19 protein-coding genes are annotated in these 21,699 nt (G+C 72.0%); 10 read left to right on the top strand and 9 right to left on the bottom strand.

Translation table 11 applies throughout. From position 1 onward, the window contains the following. Nucleotides 1-103 precede the first annotated feature (103 nt). Together ACZ60Q_RS17730 and ACZ60Q_RS17725 are read right to left on the bottom strand one after the other, a co-directional pair. On the bottom strand, nt 104-1,447 hold the full coding sequence (locus ACZ60Q_RS17730; RefSeq protein ID WP_469634914.1) for a ricin-type beta-trefoil lectin domain protein: 1,344 nt from the start codon (nt 1,445-1,447) through the stop codon (nt 104-106). A 150-nt stretch (nt 1,448-1,597) separates the two neighbouring features. Next, nucleotides 1,598-3,004 (bottom strand): DUF6056 family protein, encoded by a 1,407-nt coding sequence (locus tag ACZ60Q_RS17725; protein ID WP_469634913.1) that lies wholly within the window; start codon nt 3,002-3,004, stop codon nt 1,598-1,600. Nucleotides 3,005-3,647: 643 nt separating this feature from the next. Here ACZ60Q_RS17725 and ACZ60Q_RS17720 point away from each other — a divergent pair. The 7 genes from ACZ60Q_RS17720 (at nt 3,648) to ACZ60Q_RS17690 (ending at nt 11,484) form a co-directional block, all read left to right on the top strand. Further along, nucleotides 3,648-4,520, top strand: coding sequence for an alpha/beta fold hydrolase (locus ACZ60Q_RS17720; protein ID WP_469634910.1), 873 nt, complete (start codon nt 3,648-3,650; stop codon nt 4,518-4,520). A gap of 250 nt (nt 4,521-4,770) precedes the next feature. Next, the gene (locus ACZ60Q_RS17715; RefSeq protein ID WP_469634907.1) at nt 4,771-5,739 is read left to right on the top strand and encodes an alpha/beta hydrolase; all 969 of its coding nucleotides are present in this window, start codon (nt 4,771-4,773) and stop codon (nt 5,737-5,739) included. Between the two features lie 4 nt (nt 5,740-5,743). Continuing rightward, nucleotides 5,744-6,916 carry an acyltransferase family protein gene (locus ACZ60Q_RS17710; protein ID WP_469635007.1) on the top strand — a complete coding sequence of 391 codons (1,173 nt, stop codon included), beginning with the start codon at nt 5,744-5,746 and terminating at the stop codon, nt 6,914-6,916. Next, nucleotides 6,909-8,297 (top strand): sensor histidine kinase, encoded by a 1,389-nt coding sequence (locus tag ACZ60Q_RS17705; RefSeq protein WP_469634905.1) that lies wholly within the window; start codon nt 6,909-6,911, stop codon nt 8,295-8,297. The genes ACZ60Q_RS17710 and ACZ60Q_RS17705 overlap by 8 nt, the downstream gene beginning before the upstream one ends. Beyond that, entirely contained in the window at nt 8,294-8,968 is a 675-nt protein-coding gene (locus tag ACZ60Q_RS17700; protein ID WP_469634902.1) for a response regulator, read from the top strand. The genes ACZ60Q_RS17705 and ACZ60Q_RS17700 overlap by 4 nt, the downstream gene beginning before the upstream one ends. A gap of 213 nt (nt 8,969-9,181) precedes the next feature. Beyond that, nucleotides 9,182-10,303 (top strand): DUF1266 domain-containing protein, encoded by a 1,122-nt coding sequence (locus ACZ60Q_RS17695; RefSeq protein ID WP_469635004.1) that lies wholly within the window; start codon nt 9,182-9,184, stop codon nt 10,301-10,303. Next, nucleotides 10,300-11,484: a DUF1266 domain-containing protein gene (locus ACZ60Q_RS17690; protein ID WP_469634899.1), complete on the top strand. Its 1,185-nt coding sequence runs from the start codon at nt 10,300-10,302 to the stop codon at nt 11,482-11,484. Before ACZ60Q_RS17695 ends, ACZ60Q_RS17690 begins: the two co-directional genes overlap by 4 nt. A 51-nt stretch (nt 11,485-11,535) precedes the next feature. On the opposite strand, the gene ACZ60Q_RS17685 is transcribed toward ACZ60Q_RS17690, so the two are convergent. The 4 genes from ACZ60Q_RS17685 to ACZ60Q_RS17670 all read right to left on the bottom strand — a co-directional run bounded on the left by ACZ60Q_RS17685 (nt 11,536) and on the right by ACZ60Q_RS17670 (nt 15,611). Then, nucleotides 11,536-12,417 carry an SDR family oxidoreductase gene (locus ACZ60Q_RS17685; RefSeq protein ID WP_469634896.1) on the bottom strand — a complete coding sequence of 294 codons (882 nt, stop codon included), beginning with the start codon at nt 12,415-12,417 and terminating at the stop codon, nt 11,536-11,538. Further along, the gene (locus ACZ60Q_RS17680; RefSeq protein WP_469634893.1) at nt 12,414-12,764 is read right to left on the bottom strand and encodes a DUF952 domain-containing protein; all 351 of its coding nucleotides are present in this window, start codon (nt 12,762-12,764) and stop codon (nt 12,414-12,416) included. Before ACZ60Q_RS17680 ends, ACZ60Q_RS17685 begins: the two co-directional genes overlap by 4 nt. 33 nt (nt 12,765-12,797) lie before the next feature. Continuing rightward, the gene (locus ACZ60Q_RS17675; RefSeq protein ID WP_469634891.1) at nt 12,798-14,429 is read right to left on the bottom strand and encodes a choice-of-anchor A family protein; all 1,632 of its coding nucleotides are present in this window, start codon (nt 14,427-14,429) and stop codon (nt 12,798-12,800) included. 228 nt (nt 14,430-14,657) lie between these two features. Then, entirely contained in the window at nt 14,658-15,611 is a 954-nt protein-coding gene (locus ACZ60Q_RS17670; protein WP_469634888.1) for a LysR family transcriptional regulator, read from the bottom strand. Nucleotides 15,612-15,868: 257 nt separating this feature from the next. Between ACZ60Q_RS17670 and snpA the strand changes: the two genes are divergently transcribed. After that, the gene (gene snpA / locus ACZ60Q_RS17665) at nt 15,869-16,531 is read left to right on the top strand and encodes a snapalysin (RefSeq protein WP_469634885.1); all 663 of its coding nucleotides are present in this window, start codon (nt 15,869-15,871) and stop codon (nt 16,529-16,531) included. A 228-nt stretch (nt 16,532-16,759) separates the two neighbouring features. Here snpA and ACZ60Q_RS17660 read toward each other — a convergent pair whose 3' ends face one another. Together ACZ60Q_RS17660 and ACZ60Q_RS17655 are read right to left on the bottom strand one after the other, a co-directional pair. After that, the gene (locus ACZ60Q_RS17660; RefSeq protein WP_469634882.1) at nt 16,760-17,098 is read right to left on the bottom strand and encodes a thioredoxin family protein; all 339 of its coding nucleotides are present in this window, start codon (nt 17,096-17,098) and stop codon (nt 16,760-16,762) included. Between the two features lie 203 nt (nt 17,099-17,301). Beyond that, on the bottom strand, nt 17,302-18,441 hold the full coding sequence (locus ACZ60Q_RS17655) for a PucR-like N-terminal domain-containing protein (RefSeq protein ID WP_469634879.1): 1,140 nt from the start codon (nt 18,439-18,441) through the stop codon (nt 17,302-17,304). Between the two features lie 87 nt (nt 18,442-18,528). Between ACZ60Q_RS17655 and ACZ60Q_RS17650 the strand changes: the two genes are divergently transcribed. Then, complete coding sequence (locus ACZ60Q_RS17650; RefSeq protein ID WP_469634876.1) at nt 18,529-19,584, top strand: ferredoxin reductase; 1,056 nt, start codon at nt 18,529-18,531, stop codon at nt 19,582-19,584. Nucleotides 19,585-19,591: 7 nt separating this feature from the next. Then, nucleotides 19,592-20,710: a fatty acid desaturase family protein gene (locus ACZ60Q_RS17645; RefSeq protein ID WP_469634873.1), complete on the top strand. Its 1,119-nt coding sequence runs from the start codon at nt 19,592-19,594 to the stop codon at nt 20,708-20,710. Nucleotides 20,711-21,017: 307 nt separating this feature from the next. Here the strand turns inward: ACZ60Q_RS17645 and ACZ60Q_RS17640 are convergent, their stop codons facing one another. Further along, a complete protein-coding gene (locus ACZ60Q_RS17640; protein WP_469634871.1) occupies nt 21,018-21,686 on the bottom strand; it encodes a DUF6304 family protein in 669 nt (222 codons plus the stop codon). Between the last annotated feature and the right edge of the window lie 13 nt (nt 21,687-21,699).

The raw sequence follows: 21,699 nt of genomic DNA, 5'->3' as shown, positions 1-21,699 counted from the left end.
ATCGATCACGCGGTACGAGCCCCGAGCCGAAGCCCAGCCATGGCCGCCGCCCTGGCCGGCAAGCGAACAGCCGTGCGGACCCTGATTCCGCCGGCCGTCCGGGCTACCGGATCCAGGTGTTCTCCGGCGTGAGGGGTGCGCACGACCCCATGTGAAGGCGTGGATCTCTTCTGGCCAGGTCGTCCTGAGTGAGGCAGTGCGCGCCGGACATCAGGCGCCCTTGGCGGTCATGTCGCCATTGCTGACCGGGAGTTCCGCCGTGACACGCCGAGATTCGTGGAGAAGGTACGGCGGTGAGGCAGCCCCCGTACGTCCGGGAGGTGATCTCGCCGGTCGCCCGGAGCTGCCAGGACTGTCCCGGTCCGCCGTCACAGTGGGAGGTGAGCACAGAGCTTTCCGTACTTCCCGCCGGTGGCCGTGCGGTATCGAGGCAGAGTTCCACCCGGCCCTGCCGATCGGCGTTGCCGATCTGCGACATGATGCCGTTCGGCTGCGCGCGCTCTCGCGGTCGCGCATACTGCCGGTGCAACCAGCCCCGGTACATGGGGGATACGGAGTGGCCTGCGTAGCAGGTGAGCGGGAAGCAGCGCACATCCTTGAGATAGGACGTGAAAATCATTCCTTTGTGGGTCGATTGCTGAGAGGTGATGTTTCTCGGCAGACCAGAGATTTTGTATCCGAGGTAGGCCGTGACGTCGTCCGGAATCTGCGTGGCGAAACCCGCCTGACGGAAATACCGTGCCGCCACCCCATGGTCGCTGTGGTCAGCGTGTTTCGTGTAGGTGTGCCCGAAGAACGAGTTGTCGAAATCAAGCGTACGGATGCGCTCGATCCTCCAGCGTTCCGCGAGGAGGGAAAGCGTCTTGATCAACGAGGCTTCTGTGTACCGCTGCGAGGTGTCGACCGCGGCGATGGAGGCGATCTCCCCACGGAAGAGCTTCCGGAGGCTTTCATACCCGTAGGTCTTGCTGCCCGTGCCGGTCGGCATTCCGTCGGGCAGCCGAAGGAACGTCATCCGGATGTCGGCTCGGCTTCGCAGGGTGTAGGACGTGATGGTGTGACCGTTGACCGCAGTGGTCTCCTTCGTGAAATCTTTCCCCACGTTCGCCATTCTTGCGTACGCGGCGATAATTCCGGCCTCTCGACTCTTCGCGTAGTAGTTCTTCTTGAATGACCGGCCCGCGTCACCGTCCGTCAGATATACGATATCGAGAGGACACTTCCGGGTGATGAGTTGCTGGACATGCGGGTTGATGAAAAGAAGGTCATCGTCCTCGTGGGCCACCCCGATCATTTCTCGTCGGCATGTGTCGGTCGGTACTCCGGTTGCCGAAATCCCGTGGCCCCGCACTCCGCTGCCCGCTTGCCCGGCCGACGGGTCCGTTCCCGGCGTCGAGGAAGCCGGACCCAGGGCGAGGAAGAGGCACAGGCCTGCCATCAGGAGCATGCGCGGATGTGAGAACGCCGATCGCGTCCGGGACACAGAGACCCTGCCTTCCTTGGTTGCCGTCGCCATTGCCGCTGCCGTTGAAGCTGCCGTTGAAGCTGCTGCCCTACCGGAGATTCCTCGGCGGGCCAGGCCACCCCGGGCAGGTTTTCAGGGCTTCTCGGCGGCCCGGGTGATGCGTTCGAGGCCGTAGTAGTCGGCGACGCACGATGCGGGCCAGACCATGTGACGGCTGAACGGTTCGGTCATCTTGCTGATGGGAAGCCGCTGGTAGGGGAGAACTTTCGCACCGGCCGCGACCCGGCCGCGCAGCCAGCTGTCCTGGCTGTCCCATCTCTGCGCCCGTACGACCATGTCGGATTCGAGGCTCCCGAGCGACGCCGCGAGGGACAGGCAGACGGCGACGTACACCGCCGCTCCTGCGGCCAGGGGCAGGAGGTTGCGCTGCCCGAGGCGTCGCCATCCGCGGGCGACGAGCGTGCCCACGTAGACGAGAAGCAGAATGTAGAGCAGCAGGTAGTCGTTCCACAGACGTGTCGATGTCGAGACACTCCACCCGAACGCCGGGTAGGTGATGACGGTGCACAGGTAGCCGGAGACGAGCAGCGCGCAGGCCCCGGCCCCGGCACACAGCGCCTCGTTCCTCGTGGGGACGAGCCGGCCGCCGGGGTAGCGGGCCACCAGACCCAGGAGAAGGCCGACCGCGACAGCACCCAGGTACTGCCACATCGTGAGTGAGGTGACGGCGATGGTGCCGAAGCCGCGCAGGGAGGCACGGAGCGAGTCCGGTTCGAGCATTGCGGACGCTCCGTGGGCTTCACGGCGGTGGCGCGCGCCCGGAGACGTGAAGAGGACGACTGCCGCGATCAGGATCCCCGTGATCCCGGCCGCGCACCACCACCGGACGAACCGGCGTCGCGCGGCGGGGATGACGTGGCCACTGATCACCAGCAGTCCGGCCAGGACGGCCACAGTGACGACGGAGGTCTCCTCCGAGAGCATTCCGAGGGCCAGCCCCGCGACGAAGACCGTGAGCAGAGCGAGACCCCGGCCCCGCCGTGACCTGGCCCGCAGTACGGGGACGGCCGCGGCGCAGGCGAACACGGGCGGCAGGGTGTGGGAGACGGAGGCGGCCGGCCAGTAGAACGTCTTGTAGGTGTTGAGCGACCCGAACAGGAAGACCGCCATCACCATGGACGCCACCAGGAACGGAACTCCCCGGGGGACCGTCATTCCCGCCCTGGGCAGGAAAGCGGCGATGAACGCCCAGAGGAGCAAGAGGATCAGCACACCGCTGACCAGCCCGAACCACTGGTGACCCGGGACACCGAACCGCGCGTAGGCCCACACCAGCACGGCGTTCACGACGCGCCCGTTGTCCACGAAGTAGAACTTGTGCACGATCGCGTGCAGACCCCCCTCACGGACCACCGGCAGGAAGCACCAGTCGTCGCCGCTGGGACGGACCCAGCGGCCGGACCAGGCGGCTGCGGCGAGGAGCGCGACCGGCAGCAACGAGAGCCCTCCCGCCCACAGGGGCGTCCACCGGCGCGTCACGCTCCCGTTCCGAGCCCTTCCGGCATACGGCTCCTGAACGGACCCTTTCAGCGGGGGTTCCACGACTGGTCTCCCTTCCACGTCGGAGTGGCACCGTGCGCCCGGCCGACGGCACACGCGGCCCGGCGGAGGTCATGTTCCGGAATGGCTTTCCCCGACGCGGGTTTCCAGCGTGCCCCTCACACAGGGCTGGTGCCGCGGTCTGCGGGCCGGTTCGCCGAAATGCCCGGCGGCTTCACCCATTCGATGCCACTGCGGCGGAGGGTGCGACCAGTTGGTGCGCGTACACCAGCAGGCTTCAGGATCCTCCCGACACCTGTTCCGGCCGACCGGACCGGAGCCCTGATGCGTACGGTCGCCACCGCGGATCAGCGGGCCCGCCGCACGGTCACCCGGGCCGAGGACGAGCCGGTTCGGCCGGGCGTGAACGTCATCCACGCGGTGATCCTCAGCCGGGAGCTGGCGTACATGATCTTCCTGCCGGCTTCGGAGCGGTGGGCTTCCGCACGGCCCGCTCGTATGTCCGGCGAGGGTGAGGGCGCGTATCCGCGTATCCGCGCAATGCCGGCGATGCGCTACGCTCGGAACAAGACGATACGTCTCGTCTCAATAATGTACTCACCGGAACACCGAGAGGTTCACCATGGAACGCTTCGTCGAGGTCGCCCCCGGCGTACGCCTCTGGGCCGAGGAGCACGGTGCTCCCGACGCCCCCACCCTGCTGCTGGTCATGGGCGCGCTGGCGTCCGGGCTCGGCTGGCCCGACGAGCTGGTGGAGCTGCTGGCCGAACGGCATCGCGTGATCCGTTACGACCATCGGGACACCGGCCGGTCCACCTGGGCCTTCGAGGAGCGGCCCTACCCGCTCACCACGCTGGCAGAGGACGCCGTGGCCGTGCTGGATGCCTTCGGGGTGGAGCGCGCGCACATCGTGGGGATGTCGCTGGGCGGCATGCTCACCCAGTTGCTGATCGCCGACCACCCCGAGCGACTGCTGAGCGCCACGATGTTCGGGACGAGAGCGCTCAGCTCCGCCCCCTACACCGCCCCGGACGGCACCCGCGTCCCGCCCGAGCGGCTTCCCGGCGTCTCCCCCGCCCTGTTGGAGCTGTGGTCCCGGCCGGTCGAGGACCGGGGTCCCGAGGCCGAGTTGGAGCGGCGCGTGGAGCACTGGCGGGCGCTGGGCGGCGGTCAGATCCCCTTCGACGCCGACCGCACCCGCGCCCTGGAACGCCGGATCATCGAGCACACCGGGCACCACCGCGCCGGTTCCGCGCACGCCCGCTCCGACCACTCCGGAATGGACCGCACCGAGCAGCTCGCCAGGACCCGCGTACCCGCACTGGTCGTCTCGGCCCTTGCCGAACCCGTCTTCCCGCCCCCGCACTCCGAACACCTCGCCCAGGTGATCCGCGGCGCGCGACTCGTCGAGATCCCGGGCATGGGCCACGCCCTTCCCCGTGAGGTGCACGCCCCGCTCGCCGCCGTGATCCTGGAACACACCGGCCGCGGCTGAGGCCCCGCACCACCGGTCGACGCCGAGGCCGACGCCGCGCCACGCCGGTCGACGCCGTGCCACACCGGCCGGAGCCGGCTCCGCCCCGCGGGGGACGCGGGCCGGAGCCGACACCGCCCCGCGTCCCCCGCGTCATACCTGAGAGCCACCCCGCAGGTGCCCCCTCCAGCGGGACGCCGACTACCGCCCCCTGTCCATAACTTCTGTACCGGAAGCACGCGACACCCCTGGTACGGAAGGACCTCACCCCATGCCCGACCGCCCGCGCGGACCCCGCCGGCTCCGCACCCTGCTCGCCGCCCTCGTCACCTTCGCGGTGGCTGTGCCGGTGTCCGGAGCGGCCCGGCCCGCGGCTGTGCCGGCCCCCGCGCCGACCGCTCTCGGGCCGCTGCGGGACGCGGGTGCGGCGGCGCTCGCCCGGCGGTACGCGGTGAGCCGGCAGGACATCCGGGCCGCCGAACGGGCGGCGGTGAAGCACGGGGACCTCAAGCGGGCGGCCTCGCTGCGGGTGATGGCCGCGCCGGGGCGGCAGTTCCTCGCCTTCGACGGGCGGGACGGCGGCCGGACCGCGGAGGTCTTCGGGGAGCTGACCACAGCCCGGCGGATCGCGGTGCTGGTGCCCGGGGCGGGCGTCGGGCTGGAAGCGTACTGGCGGCTGCGGCGCGATGCGAGGGCTCTGCGGGAGGAGTTGGGCGAGGGCGCCGCCGTGGTCGCCTGGCTCGGCTACCGCACGCCCGCCACCGTGAGCCCGGCCGCGCTGACCACCGGGCGGGCCGACGAAGCGGCGCCGGGGCTGCGCACGCTGGTGGACGGGCTGCGCGCGGTACGGCCCGCCGCCCGGATCAGCCTGCTCTGCCACTCCTACGGTTCGGTGATCTGCGCCCGGTCCGCGCCGGGGACGGCGGCCGACGCCCTCGTCCTCTACGGCAGCCCCGGGGTCGGAGCCCGGGACTCCGCCTCGCTGCGCACCGGGGCACAGGTGTGGGCGGGCCGGGGCGGCGGGGACTGGATCGCCCAGGTGCCCCACGTCCGGGTGCGGGTGCCGTTCGTCGCGACGGTCGGCTTCGGGACCGATCCGGTGGCAGACCGGTTCGGGGCCGAGGTGTTCGACGCGGGCGACGCCGGCCACAGCGACTATCTGCTGCCCGGCTCCCGTTCTCTGACGAACCTGGCCCGGATAGCCTCCGGCCGCGCCCCTCTGGAGGCCCCCCTTGCGTAACGACCTGCGCGCACTCACCGCGCGGATCGAGGCCGCCACCCCGCCCGGCCGGGACCGGGCCGTCGACGCCCTGCGGGCCCTGGCGATCCTCGGTGTGGTGGGCGGGCACTGGCTGGTGACCGCGCTGGTCACGGACAGCGGCACGGTGCGCATGGCCAGCCCGCTGACGTATCTGCCCCGACTTGAGTTGTTCTCCTGGGTGTTCCAGACCCTCGCGGTGTTCTTCCTGGTGGGCGGACAGGTGGCGGCGACGAGTTGGGCCTCGGCCCGGAAGCGCGGCGTGCCGTACGGGCAGTGGGTGGGCGGCCGGCTGGGGCGCCTGTTCCGGCCGGTGGCGGCGGTGTTCGTGGTCTGGACGGTCGCCGCGGTCGCGATGCTGGCGGCCGGGGTGGGCGAGCAGACGGTCCGCGCGCTGGTCAAGCTCGTCTGGTCCCCCCTGTGGTTCCTGCTGGTCTTCGCCGCGCTGACCGCGCTGACTCCGCTGGTGGCGCGGCTGCACCCGCTGTGGCCGCTCGTGGTGGTGCTGCACGTCGACCTCGTACGCCTGGGTCTCGGCGGTCCGCAGGAGCTGGGGTGGATCAACGTGGTCGCGGGCTGGCTGGTGCCCTACTGCCTGGGAGCGCTGGTGGCCCGGGGCGGGATGCACGGCCGGACGGGCCCCTGGGCGCTGTTGCTCGGCGGGGCCTCGGCGGCCGTCGCGCTCGTGCTGTGGGCCGGGTACCCGGCCGCGATGGTCGGCGTTCCGGGCGGCCGGATGTCCAATCTGGATCCGCCGAGCCTGGCCGCCGTGGCGTTCGGCCTGGCGCAGTGCGGGGCGGCGCTGCTGCTGCTCGGACCACTGCGCCGGGCGTTGCGGAGGCCCGCGGTCTGGGCGGTGGTGGCGGTGGTGAACCTGTCGGCGATGACCGTCTTCCTGTGGCACCAGACCGCGATGATCATCGTCACGGCGAGTGCGTCGCTGCTCGCGGACGGCCCGCTGCCGGGGCTGCACACCGTGCCCGACGGCGTCGGCTGGGTGCTCGCCCGGCTGCTCTGGCTGCCGGTGTTCGTGTCGGCCCTGCTGGTGTGCTGGGCCGCGTTCCGGGGTTACGAGCAGGGCGGGCGGCACCCCGGCGGGGGCTCCCCCGTCGTACGGGAGTCCTCCCCCGAGCGGAAGGAACACGCACGTCATGCCTAGTCTGAGCAGCAGTGGAGCCGAGGGAGCGGTGGGGACAGTGAGGGCGGTGGTGACGTCATCGAGGGCGGTACGTCTGCGGGCGGCGGTACGCCGTGCGCCGCGTGCCCTGTACGGGGAACTGTGGGCGGCGCCCGCCGACCGGATGCCGCGGATGGGCGAGCCCGGCGCGCCGGTGTGGCGGCCGGTCCTCCTGGTGCTGTTGGTGCTGACGGCGGTCGGCCTCGCGGTGGTCCGTACGGACGAACTCAAGCCGCACGGGGCCGCGGTCGGCGGTTTGGCGGTGCTGGTGGCCGTCGCCCAGTCCGCGACGCTGGTGGCCGGGATGAGCCGTCCGGTGGGCGCCTGGTGGGCGGCGACCGCGCTGGCGTTCGTGGCGGCGCTGGCCACCGTGACCTCCGTTCCCTCGGGCCACCCCACCTACCCGGGCCCCGTGGCCGCGTTCCCCATCCCCTTCGCAGGGATCACCTTGCAGGGCGGCGCCCTGTTCCTGCTGGCGCTGCGGGTCCCGCCCCGCCGTGCGACGGCCGCGCTGGCACTCTCGATGGTGCCCGCGCTGTACGTCGCCCTGCGCACGCCGCCGCTGCCGCACGTGAGCCCGGCCACGGCCGCCCTCGTGTTCGCCACCGCCCTGGTCCTCGGCGCCGCGCTGCGCAGCCTGCGCCTGGCCCGTAGCGACCTCGTCGTCCAGGCCGAGCTGACCGCCGAGGAGCGGGCCCGGCGCACCCTGCTGGAGGAGCGCGGCCGAATCGCCCGCGAGCTGCACGACGTGGTCGCCCACCACATGTCGGTGATCTCCATCCAGGCGCAGGTCGCCCCGCATCTGGTCGAGCACCCCACCGAGGAACTGCGGGAGAATCTGACCGGCATCCGCGAGAACGCCCTCGAAGCCCTCGCCGAACTCCGCAGAGTGCTGGGCGTCCTGCGCTCGGAGGACGCGCCCACGCAGAGTGCGCGGCACGCCCCGCAGCCCGGTCTCGACCGGCTCGACGAGCTGGTCGCCACCGTACGCTCCGCCGGTCTCGCCGTCACCGTCTCCACCACCGGCGAACCCCGCCCGCTGTCGCCGGGCGTCGAGCTGTCGGCGTACCGCATCGTGCAGGAGGCGCTGAGCAACGTGATGCGCCACGCGCCCGGTGCGAGCGCTGCGGTGGCGATAGGCCACGGGCCCTCCGGGGTGACCGTACGGGTCGTCAATTCCCCGCCGGACCGGCCGTCCGCCCCCTCCCCAGGGGTACGCCACGGTCTGCTCGGGATGCGTGAACGCTCCGCGATGCTCGGCGGCGAACTCGCCACCGGTCCCACGCCCGACGGCGGCTGGGAGGTCACCGCGATCCTGCCCGCCACCGTCACCGCCCCTACCGCTGCCGAGGACGCCCCATGACACCGCCCATCCGCGCCCTGATCGCCGACGACCAGATGATGGTCCGGCAGGGCTTCACGGTCCTGCTGAACGCCGAGCCGGGCATCGAGGTCGTCGGGCAGGCCGTCAACGGGCTCGACGCGATCGCCAAGGTCGCCGAACTCGCCCCGGACGTCGTCCTGATGGACATCCGGATGCCGGAGCTGGGCGGCATCGAGGCGACCCGGCGGATCACCTCCCCCGAGGGCTCGACGGTGAAGGTGCTCGTGCTGACCACCTTCGATCTCGACGAGTACGTCTACGAGGCGCTGCGCGCGGGCGCCGCGGGCTTCCTGCTGAAGGACGCCTCCGCCGCCGAACTCGCGCACGCGGTAAGGGTGGTGGCGGCGGGCGACGCTCTGCTCTCCCCGAACATCACCAAGCGGCTGATCGTGGAGTTCTCCCGGACGGCCGGGGCCCCGCGCCCGCCGCTCAAAGCGCGGGTCGGGGATCTGACGGAGCGTGAGACAGAGGTGCTGACGCTGATCGCGGGCGGCCTGTCGAACGCGGAGATCGCTCGGCAGATCATCGTGGCGGAGCAGACGGTGAAGACCCATGTGGGCCGGATCCTGGTCAAGTTGGGCGTCCGCGACCGGACCCAGGCGGCGGTGTTCGCGTACGAGTCGGGGCTGGTCCGCCCGGCCGGGCTCTGACGCCCGCCCGGGGTCCGGGGCTCCCCGGACGGGCCGCCGGACCACGTTCCGTAGGATCTCACCGTGACAACGGGGAACGGGGCAGAAACAGAGAGCGGCCGAGCGGTGACCGCCGCGCGCGAAGGGCACGGCCGGTACGGGCCGGATCCGGCCCCGTACGCGGGGACAGCGCCGCCCCCACCGGCATACCCGCCGCCCGCGCCGCCCACCGAGATCGAGCGCGCCCTCTCCGCGGCCGTCGCGGACGGCAGCGCCGACGCGGTCGTGGAACTGCTCGCGCGGACCCGGCTGTACGTGCTCGTCGCCCGGCTCCACGCGGACATCCCCGGCTGGACGGCTCCCCTGCCGGCGATCCGCGACGAGGCCTCCGGGCGGACCTGCGTCCCCGTCCTGACCCAGGGGATGCTGCCGCCCTGGCACCCGGAATGGGTCTTTCGCGAGGTGAGCATCGGTGGGCTGGCCCGGATCTGGCCGTACGACGTGCGCCGGCTCGCGGTGAACCACGGCACCCCGTTCGCGGCGATGGTCGACGCCCGGCCGAGGCGCCTGAAGGCCTGGGTGAGGGCCGACGAGCAGTCCGAAGGGGTCCGGCGGGGCGTCCTGCTCACCGACACCGGCGGGCCGCTGCACGGGCCGCTCGCCCACGGGCTGGCACTCGGCGCCCACCTCTCGGTCACAGGCGGCCTGATCTGGAACCGGCTCGGCGCCGCCTACGAGGACTACGCGACCGACCGGGCCCGGCTGCACAGCCCGTGGGGCATCGCGCACCGTGCCGAATACCGCGACCGCCTCGCTTCCCTGATGAGGAACCAGCTGGTCGGGCGCGTCCAGGAAGCCGTCCTGCGCACCCGGCACACCCTGGCGCACCGCCTGGGGCGCACGCCGACGCCCGAGGAGTGGTCCGCCGCGGCGGCCCGCGCCTTCGCCGCGCGCGACGCGGAGGACCGGGCGGTGGCGGACCGGGCCCTGCGTCACGTCACCCTGTACGAGGAGAAGTTCCGGGCCGACGGCGTGCTCGCCCCGGACGGTCGCGTCGACACGCTGGCCGCTTTCGACCTCGGCCGGGCGGTCAACCTCGTACGGCTCGCGCTCGGCGCCCGGTACAACGATCCGCACGAGGCCGAGCAGGACGTCCTTCGGCTCGGGGAACTCGCCCGGGGGGCCTACTCCTCGTGGGCGGACTTCTCCCTCGGCTACCTCATGGCCCGGGTGGTCCACCGGGCCGAGGACGACGGCCCGGAGGCGGCGGAGCACACATACCGGCAGTCGCTCGCCGAACACCGCGTACTGGCCGAGGACCCCGCCGGCCCCTACCGGAACATCCCCTGGTCATGAACCCGAATCTCCCCACCGCGCCCCCGGCCCCCTGGCCGCCCGCCCCCTGGATCCCGCCGTCCGAGACCGAGCAGCTCCTCCACGAGGCGGCGCTGCGCGGCGACGCCCGGGCCCAGCTGGCGGCGCTCGCCGGGGCCGAGCTGTACATCCCGGCCCCGCGCGCCGAGGCGGACGCGAGGCCGGACACCATCACCTGGCGCGCCCACCACGACCCGGCCGGCTTCGTCTGCCGGCCGGTGCTCACCCGGGGCATGCTGCCCGCCTGGCATCCGGACTGGGTCTTCCACGGGGTCTCGCTGCGGTGGGCCGCCGAGTTCGGCTGGTCCGACCCGCACGTGTTCCTCGGGGTGAACGTCGGGACGCCCGGCCAACTGCTGCTGCCGACGGGCCCGACGGACCTGGCGCTGTGGCAGCGCGCGTACGCGGAGAACGACCGTCTCCCGGAGAACCGGCTGCTCGCGCTGCGCCACGGCGCGCTGCACGGGCCGCTGGCGTACGGGCTGGCCTGCGGGGCACATCTGGCGATCGGGAACGCGGTGCCGTGGAACGAGGTCGGCACGGTCTACCGCGAGTACACCACCGAGCGCGAGCTGCTCCGCACGTCCTGGGGCATCACCGGCCACGCGGAGTGGCGCGAGCAGCTGGACACCCTGCTGGAGGCACGCAACAGCCCGCCGGAACCGGACTTCGTGCTGCGCACCCGCGACCAGCTGGCCTCCGCGCTGGGCGAGCTGCCCCAGGCCGACCTGTGGCGGGAGACCGCGGCGGGCCACGCCCAGGACCTGGGGGCGGACTCCGGCACGGTGAAGGGCATCGAGGAGCTGGTGCGCCGGATCACACGCTACGAGGCCCGGTTCCGCGCGGACGGGCTGCTGCCGCCGGACGGCCGGGTCCGCACGACGGTCGCGTACGACTACGGGCGGGCGGTGAACCTGGCGCGCTGGGGGCTGTCCGCGCGCTACTGCGCCCCCGCCGACGCGGAGCAGGCGATCGTCTACGCCGGGGCGCTGAGCAAGTCGGCCCACCGCTCCTGGGAGGAGTTCTCGGCGGGCTACTCGCTGGGGCGGGTGCTGCGGTTCGACGAGGAGGAGTACGGGCCGTTCTACGAGAAGAACGTCCTCGCCCACCGTCTGCTGGCGGAGAGCGAGGGCAGTCCGTGGCGTCACATCCCGTGGCGCTGAGCGCGGCGTGACCTGCCGGGGCCGGGCGGTCCGCGCCGGGCGGTCCGCCGGTCAGCCGCCCGGCAGCAGGTGACGGTAGCTGTCCGGGTTCTCCACCAGGAACTGCGCGAAGCTCTTCGCCGGATGCCCGGTGAGCGTGGGCACCGCGTCGGAGACGGCGGCCAACTCCCCGTTGGCGATGGCCTCGTACGAGGTGACCCAGCCGGCCACCTCCCAGTCCTCCGCGCCGTAGCCGGCCCGGGAGGCGTAGGCCTCCTCGCGTGTCTCGGGGACGTAGACGACGGGGCGCCCGGTGGCCCGGCTCAGTTCGTCGGCCGCCTCGGCGAGGGTGAACGCCTCGGGTCCGGTGAGGTCGTGGACCCGGCCGTCGTGGTCCGTGCCCTCGTCGAGCAGCACGGCCGCCGCCGCGTCGGCGATGTCCTCGTGGGCGACGGCCGCCACCCGTCCGTCGCCGCCCGGCCCGCGCAGCACCCCGTCGGTCCCGGTCATCGCGGGCAGCCCCGCCAGATACCAGTTGTCCCGCAGGAAGGTATGGCGGATCCCGGCCGTACGGATGTGGGCCTCGGTGTCCCAGTGGTCGCGGGCGAAGGTGAACGTGGCGTCGGGCGCGGCCCCTTGGAAGGACACGTACACGATCCGCTCCACGCCCACCGCGACGGCGGCGTCGATCGCCGTGGTGTGCTCGCGGACCCGGTAGGGGCTTTCGTGGGCGGAGACCAGGAACAGGGTGTGGGCCCCGTCGAGGGCCCGGCGCATGGCCTCCGCGTCGCCATAACGGGCGGCGGGCGCGTGGGCGGCACCGGGCAGGTCGGGCAGCCGGGCGGGGTCGCGGCCGAGGAGCCGTACGGGTACGCCGGTCCGGGCCAGCCGGCGGGCGACCCGGCCGCCGACCGCTCCGGTCGCTCCGGTCACCGCGATGAGGGGGCCGATCACTGGGGTTCGTCTTCCTCTCGTCGTCCTCCGTCCCAGGGCCGCACCGCCACGACCGCGCCCACCGGGAGCGGTCCGTACAGGTGCGGGAACTCCTCGCCGCCGGGCTTCACCGCCTCGTACCGGACGGGGTCGGCGAGGCGGGCGGGGTCGACGACCAGGACCACGAGGTCCCGGGCGTCGTCCCCGTACAGCATCCTGGCCACACCGGGGAGTTGGCGGGGCAGCGACAGATGGATGAAACCCTCCTCCTGGAGGGTGCGGCCGCGGGTGGACATCTCGTACGTCCCTGTCCCGCGGGCCGCCTCCCAGAGAGGTGCTTCGGCGAGGTGCAAAAGCGGTTCGGTCATCGAACCACGCTAGCGGGCGCTGCTTCGCGCCTGCTAGAAGGTGCGGCGACGAGCCCTGCGCGTGGCCACGAGAACGGTGCCGCCTGCGGCGACCAGCGCTGCCGCGATGGACCCGATGATCCATTCGCCGCCCCGGGAACCGGTGTCGGGCAGCTCACCCGGGTGGCTCGGCGAGTGCGTGGGGCGCGGCGTGTGGCCGGTGGGGGTCGGGGTGGGCTCGGTCGGGGTGGGCGTGGGCTCGGTGGGGGTGGGGGTGGGCTCGGTCGGGGTGGGCGTGGGCTCGGTGGGGGTGGGGGTGGGCTCGGTCGGGGTGGGCGTGGGCTCGGTGGGGGTCGGGGTGGGGGTCGGCTCCGTCGGGGTCGGGGTCGGCTCGGTCGGCGTGGGGGTCGGGGTCGGTGTGGGCTCGGTGGGGGTCGGCGTGGGGGTCGGCTCCGTCGGGGTCGGCGTGGGAGTGGGGGTCGGGGTCGGCTCCGTCGGGGTCGGCGTCGGCGTGGGGGTCGGGGTCGGCTCCGTCGGGGTCGGCGTCGGCGTGGGAGTCGGCGTCGGCTCCGTCGGAGTGGGCGTAGGAGTCGGAGTCGGAGTGGGCGTGGGCGTCGGCTCGGGCGTGCAGGTCGGCAGGTCGCCGTCGAAGGGGTACGCGTGGATCTCCTGGCCGCCCGAAGCGCCCGCCGAGGTGTGGGTGAGCGAACCCGCCGTGTAGAAACGGCCGTTGGTGCCGCTCATGCTGAGCACGGTGCTGCTCGTCGGCTGCCCCACCAGCACGCTGCCCTCGAACTGGGCCGGACCGGTCAAGGACAGGTCGGTGGCGTCCGGGAAGTTCCACAGCAGGTTCTCGCGGAGGCCCTCGTTGGGGAACGCGCCCATGAACGTGGCGACGCCGCGGGTGCCTCCGTAGACGTTGACGAGGACGGTCGCGCCCTCGGGGATGCCGTTGAACACGAACCCCGTGTTGCCGCCGGCCTGCGACTTCAGGTCCGCGTCCACGTCGAAGATCTGGATCGCGGACGTGCCGTCACCGGTGAACGTCATGACGTCGCCGGTCTTCACCCACGTCCCCGTCGCCTCCCGGTGCCCGGCGCCGTCGTAGGCGTAGCAGTGACTGGCCTCGGTGAGCTGTGGGCGCAGCTCGGTGTACGGGGCGGCCGCGTCCTCGTCGAAGCGCGGGGCGGTGGTGGGGTTCACCGTGCCCGTGAGGTCACCCGCGTACACGACGCGGCCGGAGTGCGTGCCCTCCTCGGCGAGCAGGCGCTCGCCGGCGGCGATGGTCACGTCGCCGCCGGCCGTCAGATAGTCGGAGCCGTCCGGCGGCGGTACCCGCGAACCGACGCCCGCGATACCGACGTTGTAGATCCGTGAGACCCCGTCCCGCTTGTCCATGTCGAACCGGCCGAGGGTGACGACCTTCCCCTCCGCCTCGGACGCCGCCTCCCGGACCAGGAAGTCACCGCCGACGTAGACGTTGATATTGCTGTCGAAGTTGGTGACCGGGCCGTTGTTGGGGTCGTTCCAGCTGGGCGGGCAGGAGCTGCCGAGGCAGGGTCCCAGTCCGCCCGGCAGCGGATCGGCACCCGCGGCCGGAGCCAGCACGCCCACCATCGCCGCGGCCGTGGCCACTGTCACTGCTGCCCGGATTGCGTTGCCGCGCCTGCGCGCCTTCTGTTCCATGCCGCGCAATATGCATGGTTAACACTTAGTCATTTTGTATGACACGCCGCTCTTGCCTCTTTGTGTAGGCCTATAGGAGGTTTCTTCGCCGCGACACGCACACGGAAGTGGTACGTCGGAGAGCCGGCGGCTTCTCCTCCGGCCAGGGGCGCGGCCGGGTCAGGACCGGGACGCGGCGGCCGGGGCGCGGCCGGCGGTGCCTCAACGGCGCGGGCGAACGGCGGAGGATCAGGGCGTGCGGGCCAGCGGGGAGCGGTGGCGCAGCAGCCACTCGTGGTAGCCACTCGCCCGCCGCGCCGCGTCCCGGTAGGCGTCCTCCAACTGCGCGTACACCACCGCGATGTCCGTCCCTGGCCGGGAGACCAGGAGCAGCCGTACCGCGAGCGGGTCCCCCAGCAGCGGGCGGATGACCATGTCATCGCGCGGGCCCGACGTCGGCTGGCAGGGCGCGACGGCCTCGCCGAGCACGACGAGGGAGGCGGCGGTGAGGTAGTCGCCGTGCAGGACCGGCGGGTTCAGCCCGGCGGCGCCGAGCACCCGGCGCACCCCGTCCCACTCGCCGTCCACCGTCGGATCGACCATCCACGGGTCGCCCGCCAGGTCCCCGAGCTCCACCACGCGGCGCCGGGCGGCGGGGTGGTCCCGGGAGAGCGAGATGAACTGCGGCTCCCGGTCCACGAGCACGCGCTGCTCCAGGCCCTGCGGCACGGCGAGCGGGGAGCCCTCCACCTCGTGCACGAAGGCGACGTCCAGACGGCCCGCCTCGACCGAGCGCAGCAGCGCGTGGGCGGAGACGTCGACGCGCAGCGAGATGTCGGTGCCGGGCAGGGCGACCCGCAGTCGGCCCAGCCAGCCGCCGATGACCCGGCTCGCGGTGGATCCGAGGCGCAGCCGGGATCCGCGCGGCCGGGCGGCCTCGGCCTCCGCCAGCGCCTGGGCAACCAGGTCGTTCATGCCGTCCACGAGGGGCCGGGCCCGGCTCAGGACGGCCCGCCCCAGCGAGGTCGGCCGGCAGCCGGTCCGTTCGCGGCGGAACAGTTCGGCGCCGAGTACGTTCTCGATCCGCCGCAGCTGGGTGGTCAGGGAGGGCTGGCTCACGCCGAGGCGCCGGGCCGCCTGATGCAGGCTGCCCGCGTCGGCGATGGCGCACAGCGCCCTGAGGTGCCTCACCTCCAGCTCCATGCAGCGGAGACTATGGCCGTCGCACGCGGTGCACCAGACGTCGCAACCCCACCAAACAACTTCATTTCAGCGGGTGTTGGGCAGCGGGGCACGCACTGGAGCCGGCCCGGTGGCCGGGGATAGGGCCGCCCTATCGCCGTTTGGCATCATCCGCGACAGCTGTTCGCTCCTCCACACTCTCTCGTACCGCCCCCACGCCGGGCCCGTTCCCCGGGCACCCCCACGTCGTGGGTTCATCGGACAGTAGGAGACCCCCCATGCGACACCTCAGGACCTCCCTCGCCTCCGCCGCCGCCGGGCTCGGCCTCGTAGCGGCCCTGGGCGCCGCGCCCACCGCCGCCGCCGCTCCGGCCCCCGTCGCGCCCACCGCCTCCTCCGCCGCCACCATCGCCGCCTACACCGGGTCCGGCGAGAACGCCGCGGCCAACCGGGCCTTCCACGACGCGGTCATGAAGTCGGTCGCGGAGAAGCGGGCCGCCAACCCGGGAGCGCTGGCGGTCACCGTCACCTACAACGCGTCCAGCGCCCCGAGCTTCCGCAGCCAGATAGCCCGCAGCACCCAGATCTGGAACAGCTCGGTCTCCAACGTCCGCCTCCAGGAGGGCTCCGCCGCCGACTTCCGGTACTACGAGGGCAATGACTCCCGGGGTTCGTACGCGAGCACCGACGGGCACGGCCGCGGCTACATCTTCCTGGACTACCGGCAGAACCAGCAGTACAACTCGACCCGTGTCACCACGCACGAGACCGGGCACGTGCTCGGACTCCCGGACAACTACTCCGGGCCGTGCAGCCAGTTGATGTCCGGCGGCGGCCCCGGCCCGTCCTGCACCAACGCCAACCCGGACGCCAACGAGCGGGCCCGGGTGAACCAGCTGTGGCAGAACGGCCTGGCCGCGCTCGCCCGCTCCGCCTCCTGACACCGGCAAACGCACCGGCAGTCCGGAGGGTGCCGGCCGGCCCCGTGTCCCGGGACCGGCCGGCATCCCCCCTACGGCAGAGGACCGTTCCCGCTCGCGGAGCGGTCCTCTGCGCGGTGTCCGCACCCGCGCCGGACGGGGTTGTGCGACCTGGTCGGGGTGTCTCAGGCGGCGCAGCCCTACGGGCGAGAGGTGAAGGGCGTCGCGGATACGTGCGGCAGCGGTCGCTCAGAGGTAGTCGTCCAAGAGCTTCCGTACCTCAGCGGTGGTCATGGGCCCCGTGCCGTGCGCCACAGCCTTTCCGTCCTTCAGCAGGACGCAGGACGGGGCTCCGGTGATCCCGTAGCGCTCGGTTGCCGCCGGACAACGCGTGATGTCGGTGCGGACGACCGTCAGGCGGCCCGTGCGGTCGTCGGCGATGCCACCCACGACGAGGTCCATCACCCGGCAGGGCTCGATCGCCTTGGGCCAGGCCCCGGTGAAGTACGCGAGGACCGGAACTCCGCTCATCCCGAGGATGAAATCGAATTCCGCGTCCTCACGGGGTCGATGAATCCGCTGTGCCATGGAAGCTCCTCTCCTCAGGTTCCGTCATGCCGTCCCATCATCCCTCGCGCGGAGTGCCGGGTCGGCCCGGTCGGTCGTCCGGCCGACCTGCCGGGAGGGAGGCACGGGGCCGCCGGAGAGACACCGGGCCCCGGCGCGATGGGCCCGGGACGCGGTCGTGGACGGTCGGGACTCGCGTCAGCCGTGGACGGTCGGGACTCGCGTCAGCCGACCCGAAGTCCGACCGCCAGTGTCAGTTCGAGGACCCGGTGTGGCGATGCGAGATCCGGGAAGAGCTCCCGCAGCTGCGCCATCCGGTACCGGACTGTCTGGGGATGGACGAACAATGCCGCCGCCACCTCGTCCCGTCTGCCCTGATGCAGCAGCCACGCCCGCAAGGTCTCCTCCAGCCGCCGCGCGGCCGGAGCAGGCAAGGTCCGCAACGGTGCCAGGGCCCGGGCACGCAGGTCTGCGTACGCGTCCACGTCGGCGCTCAGCACCAGCTCGGGCAGGTGGTCCTCGGTGTCGCGGATATCGGAGGAAAGGGACCGTGCGCGTACGGCTCGTGCGTACGAGGCGGACGCACGGGCCCAGGGCCGGGCCGGGCCGACCACGGCGGTGCGGTCGGTCAGCTGCCGCAGGAGACGTGATCGGTCGGCATCGGGGACGAGCAGCACACCGGTGGCATCCGGCAGATCGTCGAGGACGAGGGTGCTCGGTTCGAGGACGCGGTAGGCGGGTCGGGCCTGGGCGGCGGGCAGCAGGACCGCGGTCAGCGAAACGGGAGGCTGCCACCCGGCCCGTTGACCGGAGGCCAGGAGCACGTCCGGGCTCGCGCCGGCGAGGAGATCGCGGGCCAGGTGCTCCAGGTGGCGCTCCTGGGCCCTGCCCCGGGCGGCCAGCTCGTCGGCGTGGCCCGCGGCGCTCGCGGCGGAGAGCTGGTCGATGTAGGCGAAGGTCAGCTCCGCGAACTTGGCGACCTCGGCGGCGGGCAGACCCGCGGGCACGGCACCCGCCGCGAGGCATCGCCAGGCCACACGGGCGCCGACGCGGTAGGCACCGAGCAGGGCGTCCATCGAACGGCCGTCGCGCACCTCGCCGCGGCCCAACTCGTAGGCCGCGTCACCGGCGTCGCCGTCTGTGGCGTTCCCGCTCGCGATGTCCAGGTAGTGCCCCAGGGCGGTACGGACGGCTCGGCGGATGGTGCCGCCCATGCGACCCGAAAGGGCGTTGGCGTAGGGAGGGACCTCGTCGATGATCGCCTGGACGACCTCGTCGGCGGTCATCCTCAGCGCGGCCCGAAGTGCGGTGACCGTCGTCTCATCCAGGGCCAGCTCGCTGGCCCTCCGCATGGCATAGCTCACGTTTTTGTTCCTTGCGAACAATTCAGCCGACCAGGTTTACGTCTTTCGGTCAGGACTTTACGCCTTGAGGCACAGCAAGCTGGAGCCATGACGAGTACAGCCCTTCGCAGTAGGGCGTGGAAACTGCTCGAGACGGTCACGACGCCGCTGCTGCCGTCGGACTACCTCGACCTGGTCAGCCCGCTCCGTGCGAGTGCTGACCTGCGTGGGCGCATCGAGGCCGTGCACCCCGAGACGAGGGACGCCGCGACGATCGTGATCAGGCCGGGACGGGGCTGGCGCGGCCACCGGGCCGGTCAGTACGTGCGGATCGGGGTCGACGTCGACGGGGTGCGCCTGTGGCGCGCCTACTCCATCACCTCGCCGACGGACCGCCGGGACGGCCGGGTCACGATCACCGTGAAGGCGATCCCGGACGGCAAGGTCAGCAACCACCTGGTCCGCAGGGCGAAACCGGGCACGCTGATCCAGCTCGACCATCCGACCGGCGACTTCGTGCTGCCGCGGGCCAAGCCCGCCAAGGTGCTCTACCTGACAGCCGGAAGCGGCATCACGCCCGTGATGGGCATGCTGCGCGACATCGAGTTCGACGACGTCGTCATGGTCCACTGCGCGCCACAGCCGCAGGACGTGATCTTCCGCGACGAACTGCACGACCTGGTCGCGGACGAGAAACTGCGCCTCACCGAGGTGCACACCGACACATCCGGCATGCTCGACATCGCCCGTCTCGACGAACTCGTGCCCGACTGGGCCGAGCGCGAGACCTGGGCCTGCGGGCCCGCGGGCCTGCTCGACGCCGCCGAAGAGCACTGGATCGAGCACGGCGTCCAAGAGCGCCTGCACACCGAGCGCTTCCGTCCCGGCATCGTCGTCGCCGGCGACGGCGGTGAGGTCACGTTCAGCACCACCGGCAGGACCGTCGAAGCGGGCGGCGCCACACCGTTGCTGGACATCGGCGAGGAGGCCGGCGTGCTCATGCCCTCCGGGTGTCGCATGGGCATCTGCTTCGGCTGCGTCACGCCGCTCAAGGCGGGCGCCGTCCGCGACCTGCGCACCGGCGAGATCACCGAGGCCGAGCCGGGCGTCCTCATCCAGACCTGCGTGTCCGCCGCGGCGGGCCCCTGCGACATCGAACGGTAGGAGCACCTTGACCGCCATCGACCCCACCGCCCACCTGACCGCGGAGCAGATCGAGGAGCTGGGCCGCGAGCTGGACGCGATCCGCGACGAGGTGATCGCCGACCGCGGCGAGAAGGACGCCGCCTACATCCGTAAGGTCATCTCGGCGCAGCGCAAGCTCGAGCTGGTCAGCAGGGGCGTGCTGCTGTTCTCGTTCTTCCCGCCCGCGTGGCTGCTCGGCACCGCCGGACTGTCCGTGGCGAAGATCATGGAGAACATGGAGATCGGCCACAACGTCCTGCACGGCCAGTGGGACTGGATGCGGGACCCGAAGATCCACTCCACCACCTGGGAGTGGGATCACGTCTCGCCGTCCGAGCAGTGGAAGCACTCGCACAACGAGCTGCACCACACGTACACCAACGTGATCGGCAAGGACAACGACCTCGGCTACGGCATCATGCGCGTCGACGAGGACCAGAGGTGGCACCCCTTCCACCTCGGCCAGCCGCTGTGGAACTTCCTCAACGCCTGCTTCTTCGAGTACGGCATCGCGGCGTACGACCTGGAGCTCGGCAAGAACCTCCACAAGCGCCGCCGTAAGAACCCGGAGTTCCGCGCGCGGGCCAGGGCCGTGGGCCGCAAGATCCGCAAGCAGGTGCTCAAGGACTACGTGATCCACCCGCTGCTGTCGGGCCCGTCATTCCTCACCACGCTGGCCGCCACGTTCACCGCGAACCTGGTCCGCAACATCTGGACCCACTCGGTGATCATGTGCGGGCACTTCCCCGAGGGCGTACAGGTCTTCGAGCGCCGGTCGATCAGGGGCGAGACGCGCGGCCAGTGGTACCTGCGCCAGATGATGGGCTCGGCGAACATCAGCGGCAGCAAGGCGATGCACTTCATGACCGGCAACCTGTCGCACCAGATCGAGCACCACCTGTTCCCGGACCTGCCGAGCAACCGATACGCCGAGGTCGCGGTGAAGGTGCGCGCGCTGTTCGAAAAGTACGAGCTGGAGTACGTCACCGGCCCGCTGCCCAAGCAGGTGTTCTCCGCGTGGCACAAGGTCTTCCGGCTCGCGCTACCGAACAAGAAGCCCAAGGTCGAGACGCCGGGCCACGAGCAGGACCTTGTCGCCGTCTGATCTCCGGTACCGATCAGGTTCCTCGGCCGTACCGGCGGCATCACCGAGTTCGGTGAGATCCGTCGCGGACGGTGGGCGACCACGACGTCAGACCGTACGACACGGGGCCTTCCAGGCCCGGCCGATGACGCCGCCAACTCGACCAGCGCTACGAGCGGGGGCGACGGGATGACGCTCCTCCGCCCCGTAACAGGATGCGGTTACGGGGCGGAGGCGGGCGATTCCGGCGGTGGAGGGCGGCTCGGGCGGTGGAGGGCGATGCCGGCGCTGGAAGACGGCCCGATGCCGGAGGGCGATCCGGGTCGGGTCAGGCGAGTTCCAGCGGGAAGGCTCCCCGATGGCCGGTACCCGCGCCGTCGGCGGGGCGCACCTCGAACTCGCGGCAGCTCCAGACCTCCTGGACGAACCCGGACCGCTGGTCCCACAGATCCAGCACGTCGCCCTCGCCCGCCGAGTCCCGATAGGCGTCCTTGGCTCCCCGGAAGCAGGCGAGAGGGCCGGAGAAGCCCCGGCCGGGGGCCGGGAAGTAGTCGGAGAAGGCACAGGCGATACAGGTCTGGATCCGGACGCCGTCCGGGAGGATCCGCTGGACGGCGGTCAGTGCGGCGTTGAAGTCGCGCTCGGCGCGGGCCGATTCGTAGACCGCGCCGTCCAGGTGCAGCGCGAGGTGGAGATCCGGGTCGACCCGGCGCAGGGAGAGCAGGCAGCTGAGCGTGGCGTGGCGGAGCGTGCCCGCGACGAGGACGGGCAGCGGCAGATCCCACTCCAGGACGCAGTCGGTGAGCGCGCCGTCCGCGAGAGCGAACATCCCGCTCTCCGGCGGCAGGCCGGCGACCGGCCCCAGGCCGTCGAAGCTCTCGCCCTCGAAGTCGACCCCTCTGATCCGGATCCGGAGATGCCGCCCGTCCGTGGTGAGAACGACGGCTTCGGAACCCTTGTTGTCCCGGTACCAGCCGGCCCACGACTCATCTGTCATGAGCAGGGACTGT

It is taken from the genome of Streptomyces sp. NPDC104313 (assembly GCF_055583985.1).
Note: the sequence above shows the minus strand (reverse complement) of the source record. Positions and strands in the feature narration are given on the sequence as shown.

Coding starts and splice junctions, on each gene's coding strand:
- ACZ60Q_RS17730 (WP_469634914.1), bottom strand. CDS start 1,447: ATGCTCCTGATGGCAGGCCTGTGCCTCTTCCTCGCCCTGGGTCCGGCT.
- ACZ60Q_RS17720 (WP_469634910.1), top strand. CDS start 3,648: ATGGAACGCTTCGTCGAGGTCGCCCCCGGCGTACGCCTCTGGGCCGAG.
- ACZ60Q_RS17715 (WP_469634907.1), top strand. CDS start 4,771: ATGCCCGACCGCCCGCGCGGACCCCGCCGGCTCCGCACCCTGCTCGCC.
- ACZ60Q_RS17705 (WP_469634905.1), top strand. CDS start 6,909: ATGCCTAGTCTGAGCAGCAGTGGAGCCGAGGGAGCGGTGGGGACAGTG.
- ACZ60Q_RS17700 (WP_469634902.1), top strand. CDS start 8,294: ATGACACCGCCCATCCGCGCCCTGATCGCCGACGACCAGATGATGGTC.
- ACZ60Q_RS17690 (WP_469634899.1), top strand. CDS start 10,300: ATGAACCCGAATCTCCCCACCGCGCCCCCGGCCCCCTGGCCGCCCGCC.
- ACZ60Q_RS17680 (WP_469634893.1), bottom strand. CDS start 12,764: ATGACCGAACCGCTTTTGCACCTCGCCGAAGCACCTCTCTGGGAGGCG.
- ACZ60Q_RS17675 (WP_469634891.1), bottom strand. CDS start 14,429: ATGGAACAGAAGGCGCGCAGGCGCGGCAACGCAATCCGGGCAGCAGTG.
- ACZ60Q_RS17670 (WP_469634888.1), bottom strand. CDS start 15,611: ATGGAGCTGGAGGTGAGGCACCTCAGGGCGCTGTGCGCCATCGCCGAC.
- snpA (WP_469634885.1), top strand. CDS start 15,869: ATGCGACACCTCAGGACCTCCCTCGCCTCCGCCGCCGCCGGGCTCGGC.
- ACZ60Q_RS17660 (WP_469634882.1), bottom strand. CDS start 17,098: ATGGCACAGCGGATTCATCGACCCCGTGAGGACGCGGAATTCGATTTC.
- ACZ60Q_RS17650 (WP_469634876.1), top strand. CDS start 18,529: ATGACGAGTACAGCCCTTCGCAGTAGGGCGTGGAAACTGCTCGAGACG.
- ACZ60Q_RS17640 (WP_469634871.1), bottom strand. CDS start 21,686: ATGACAGATGAGTCGTGGGCCGGCTGGTACCGGGACAACAAGGGTTCC.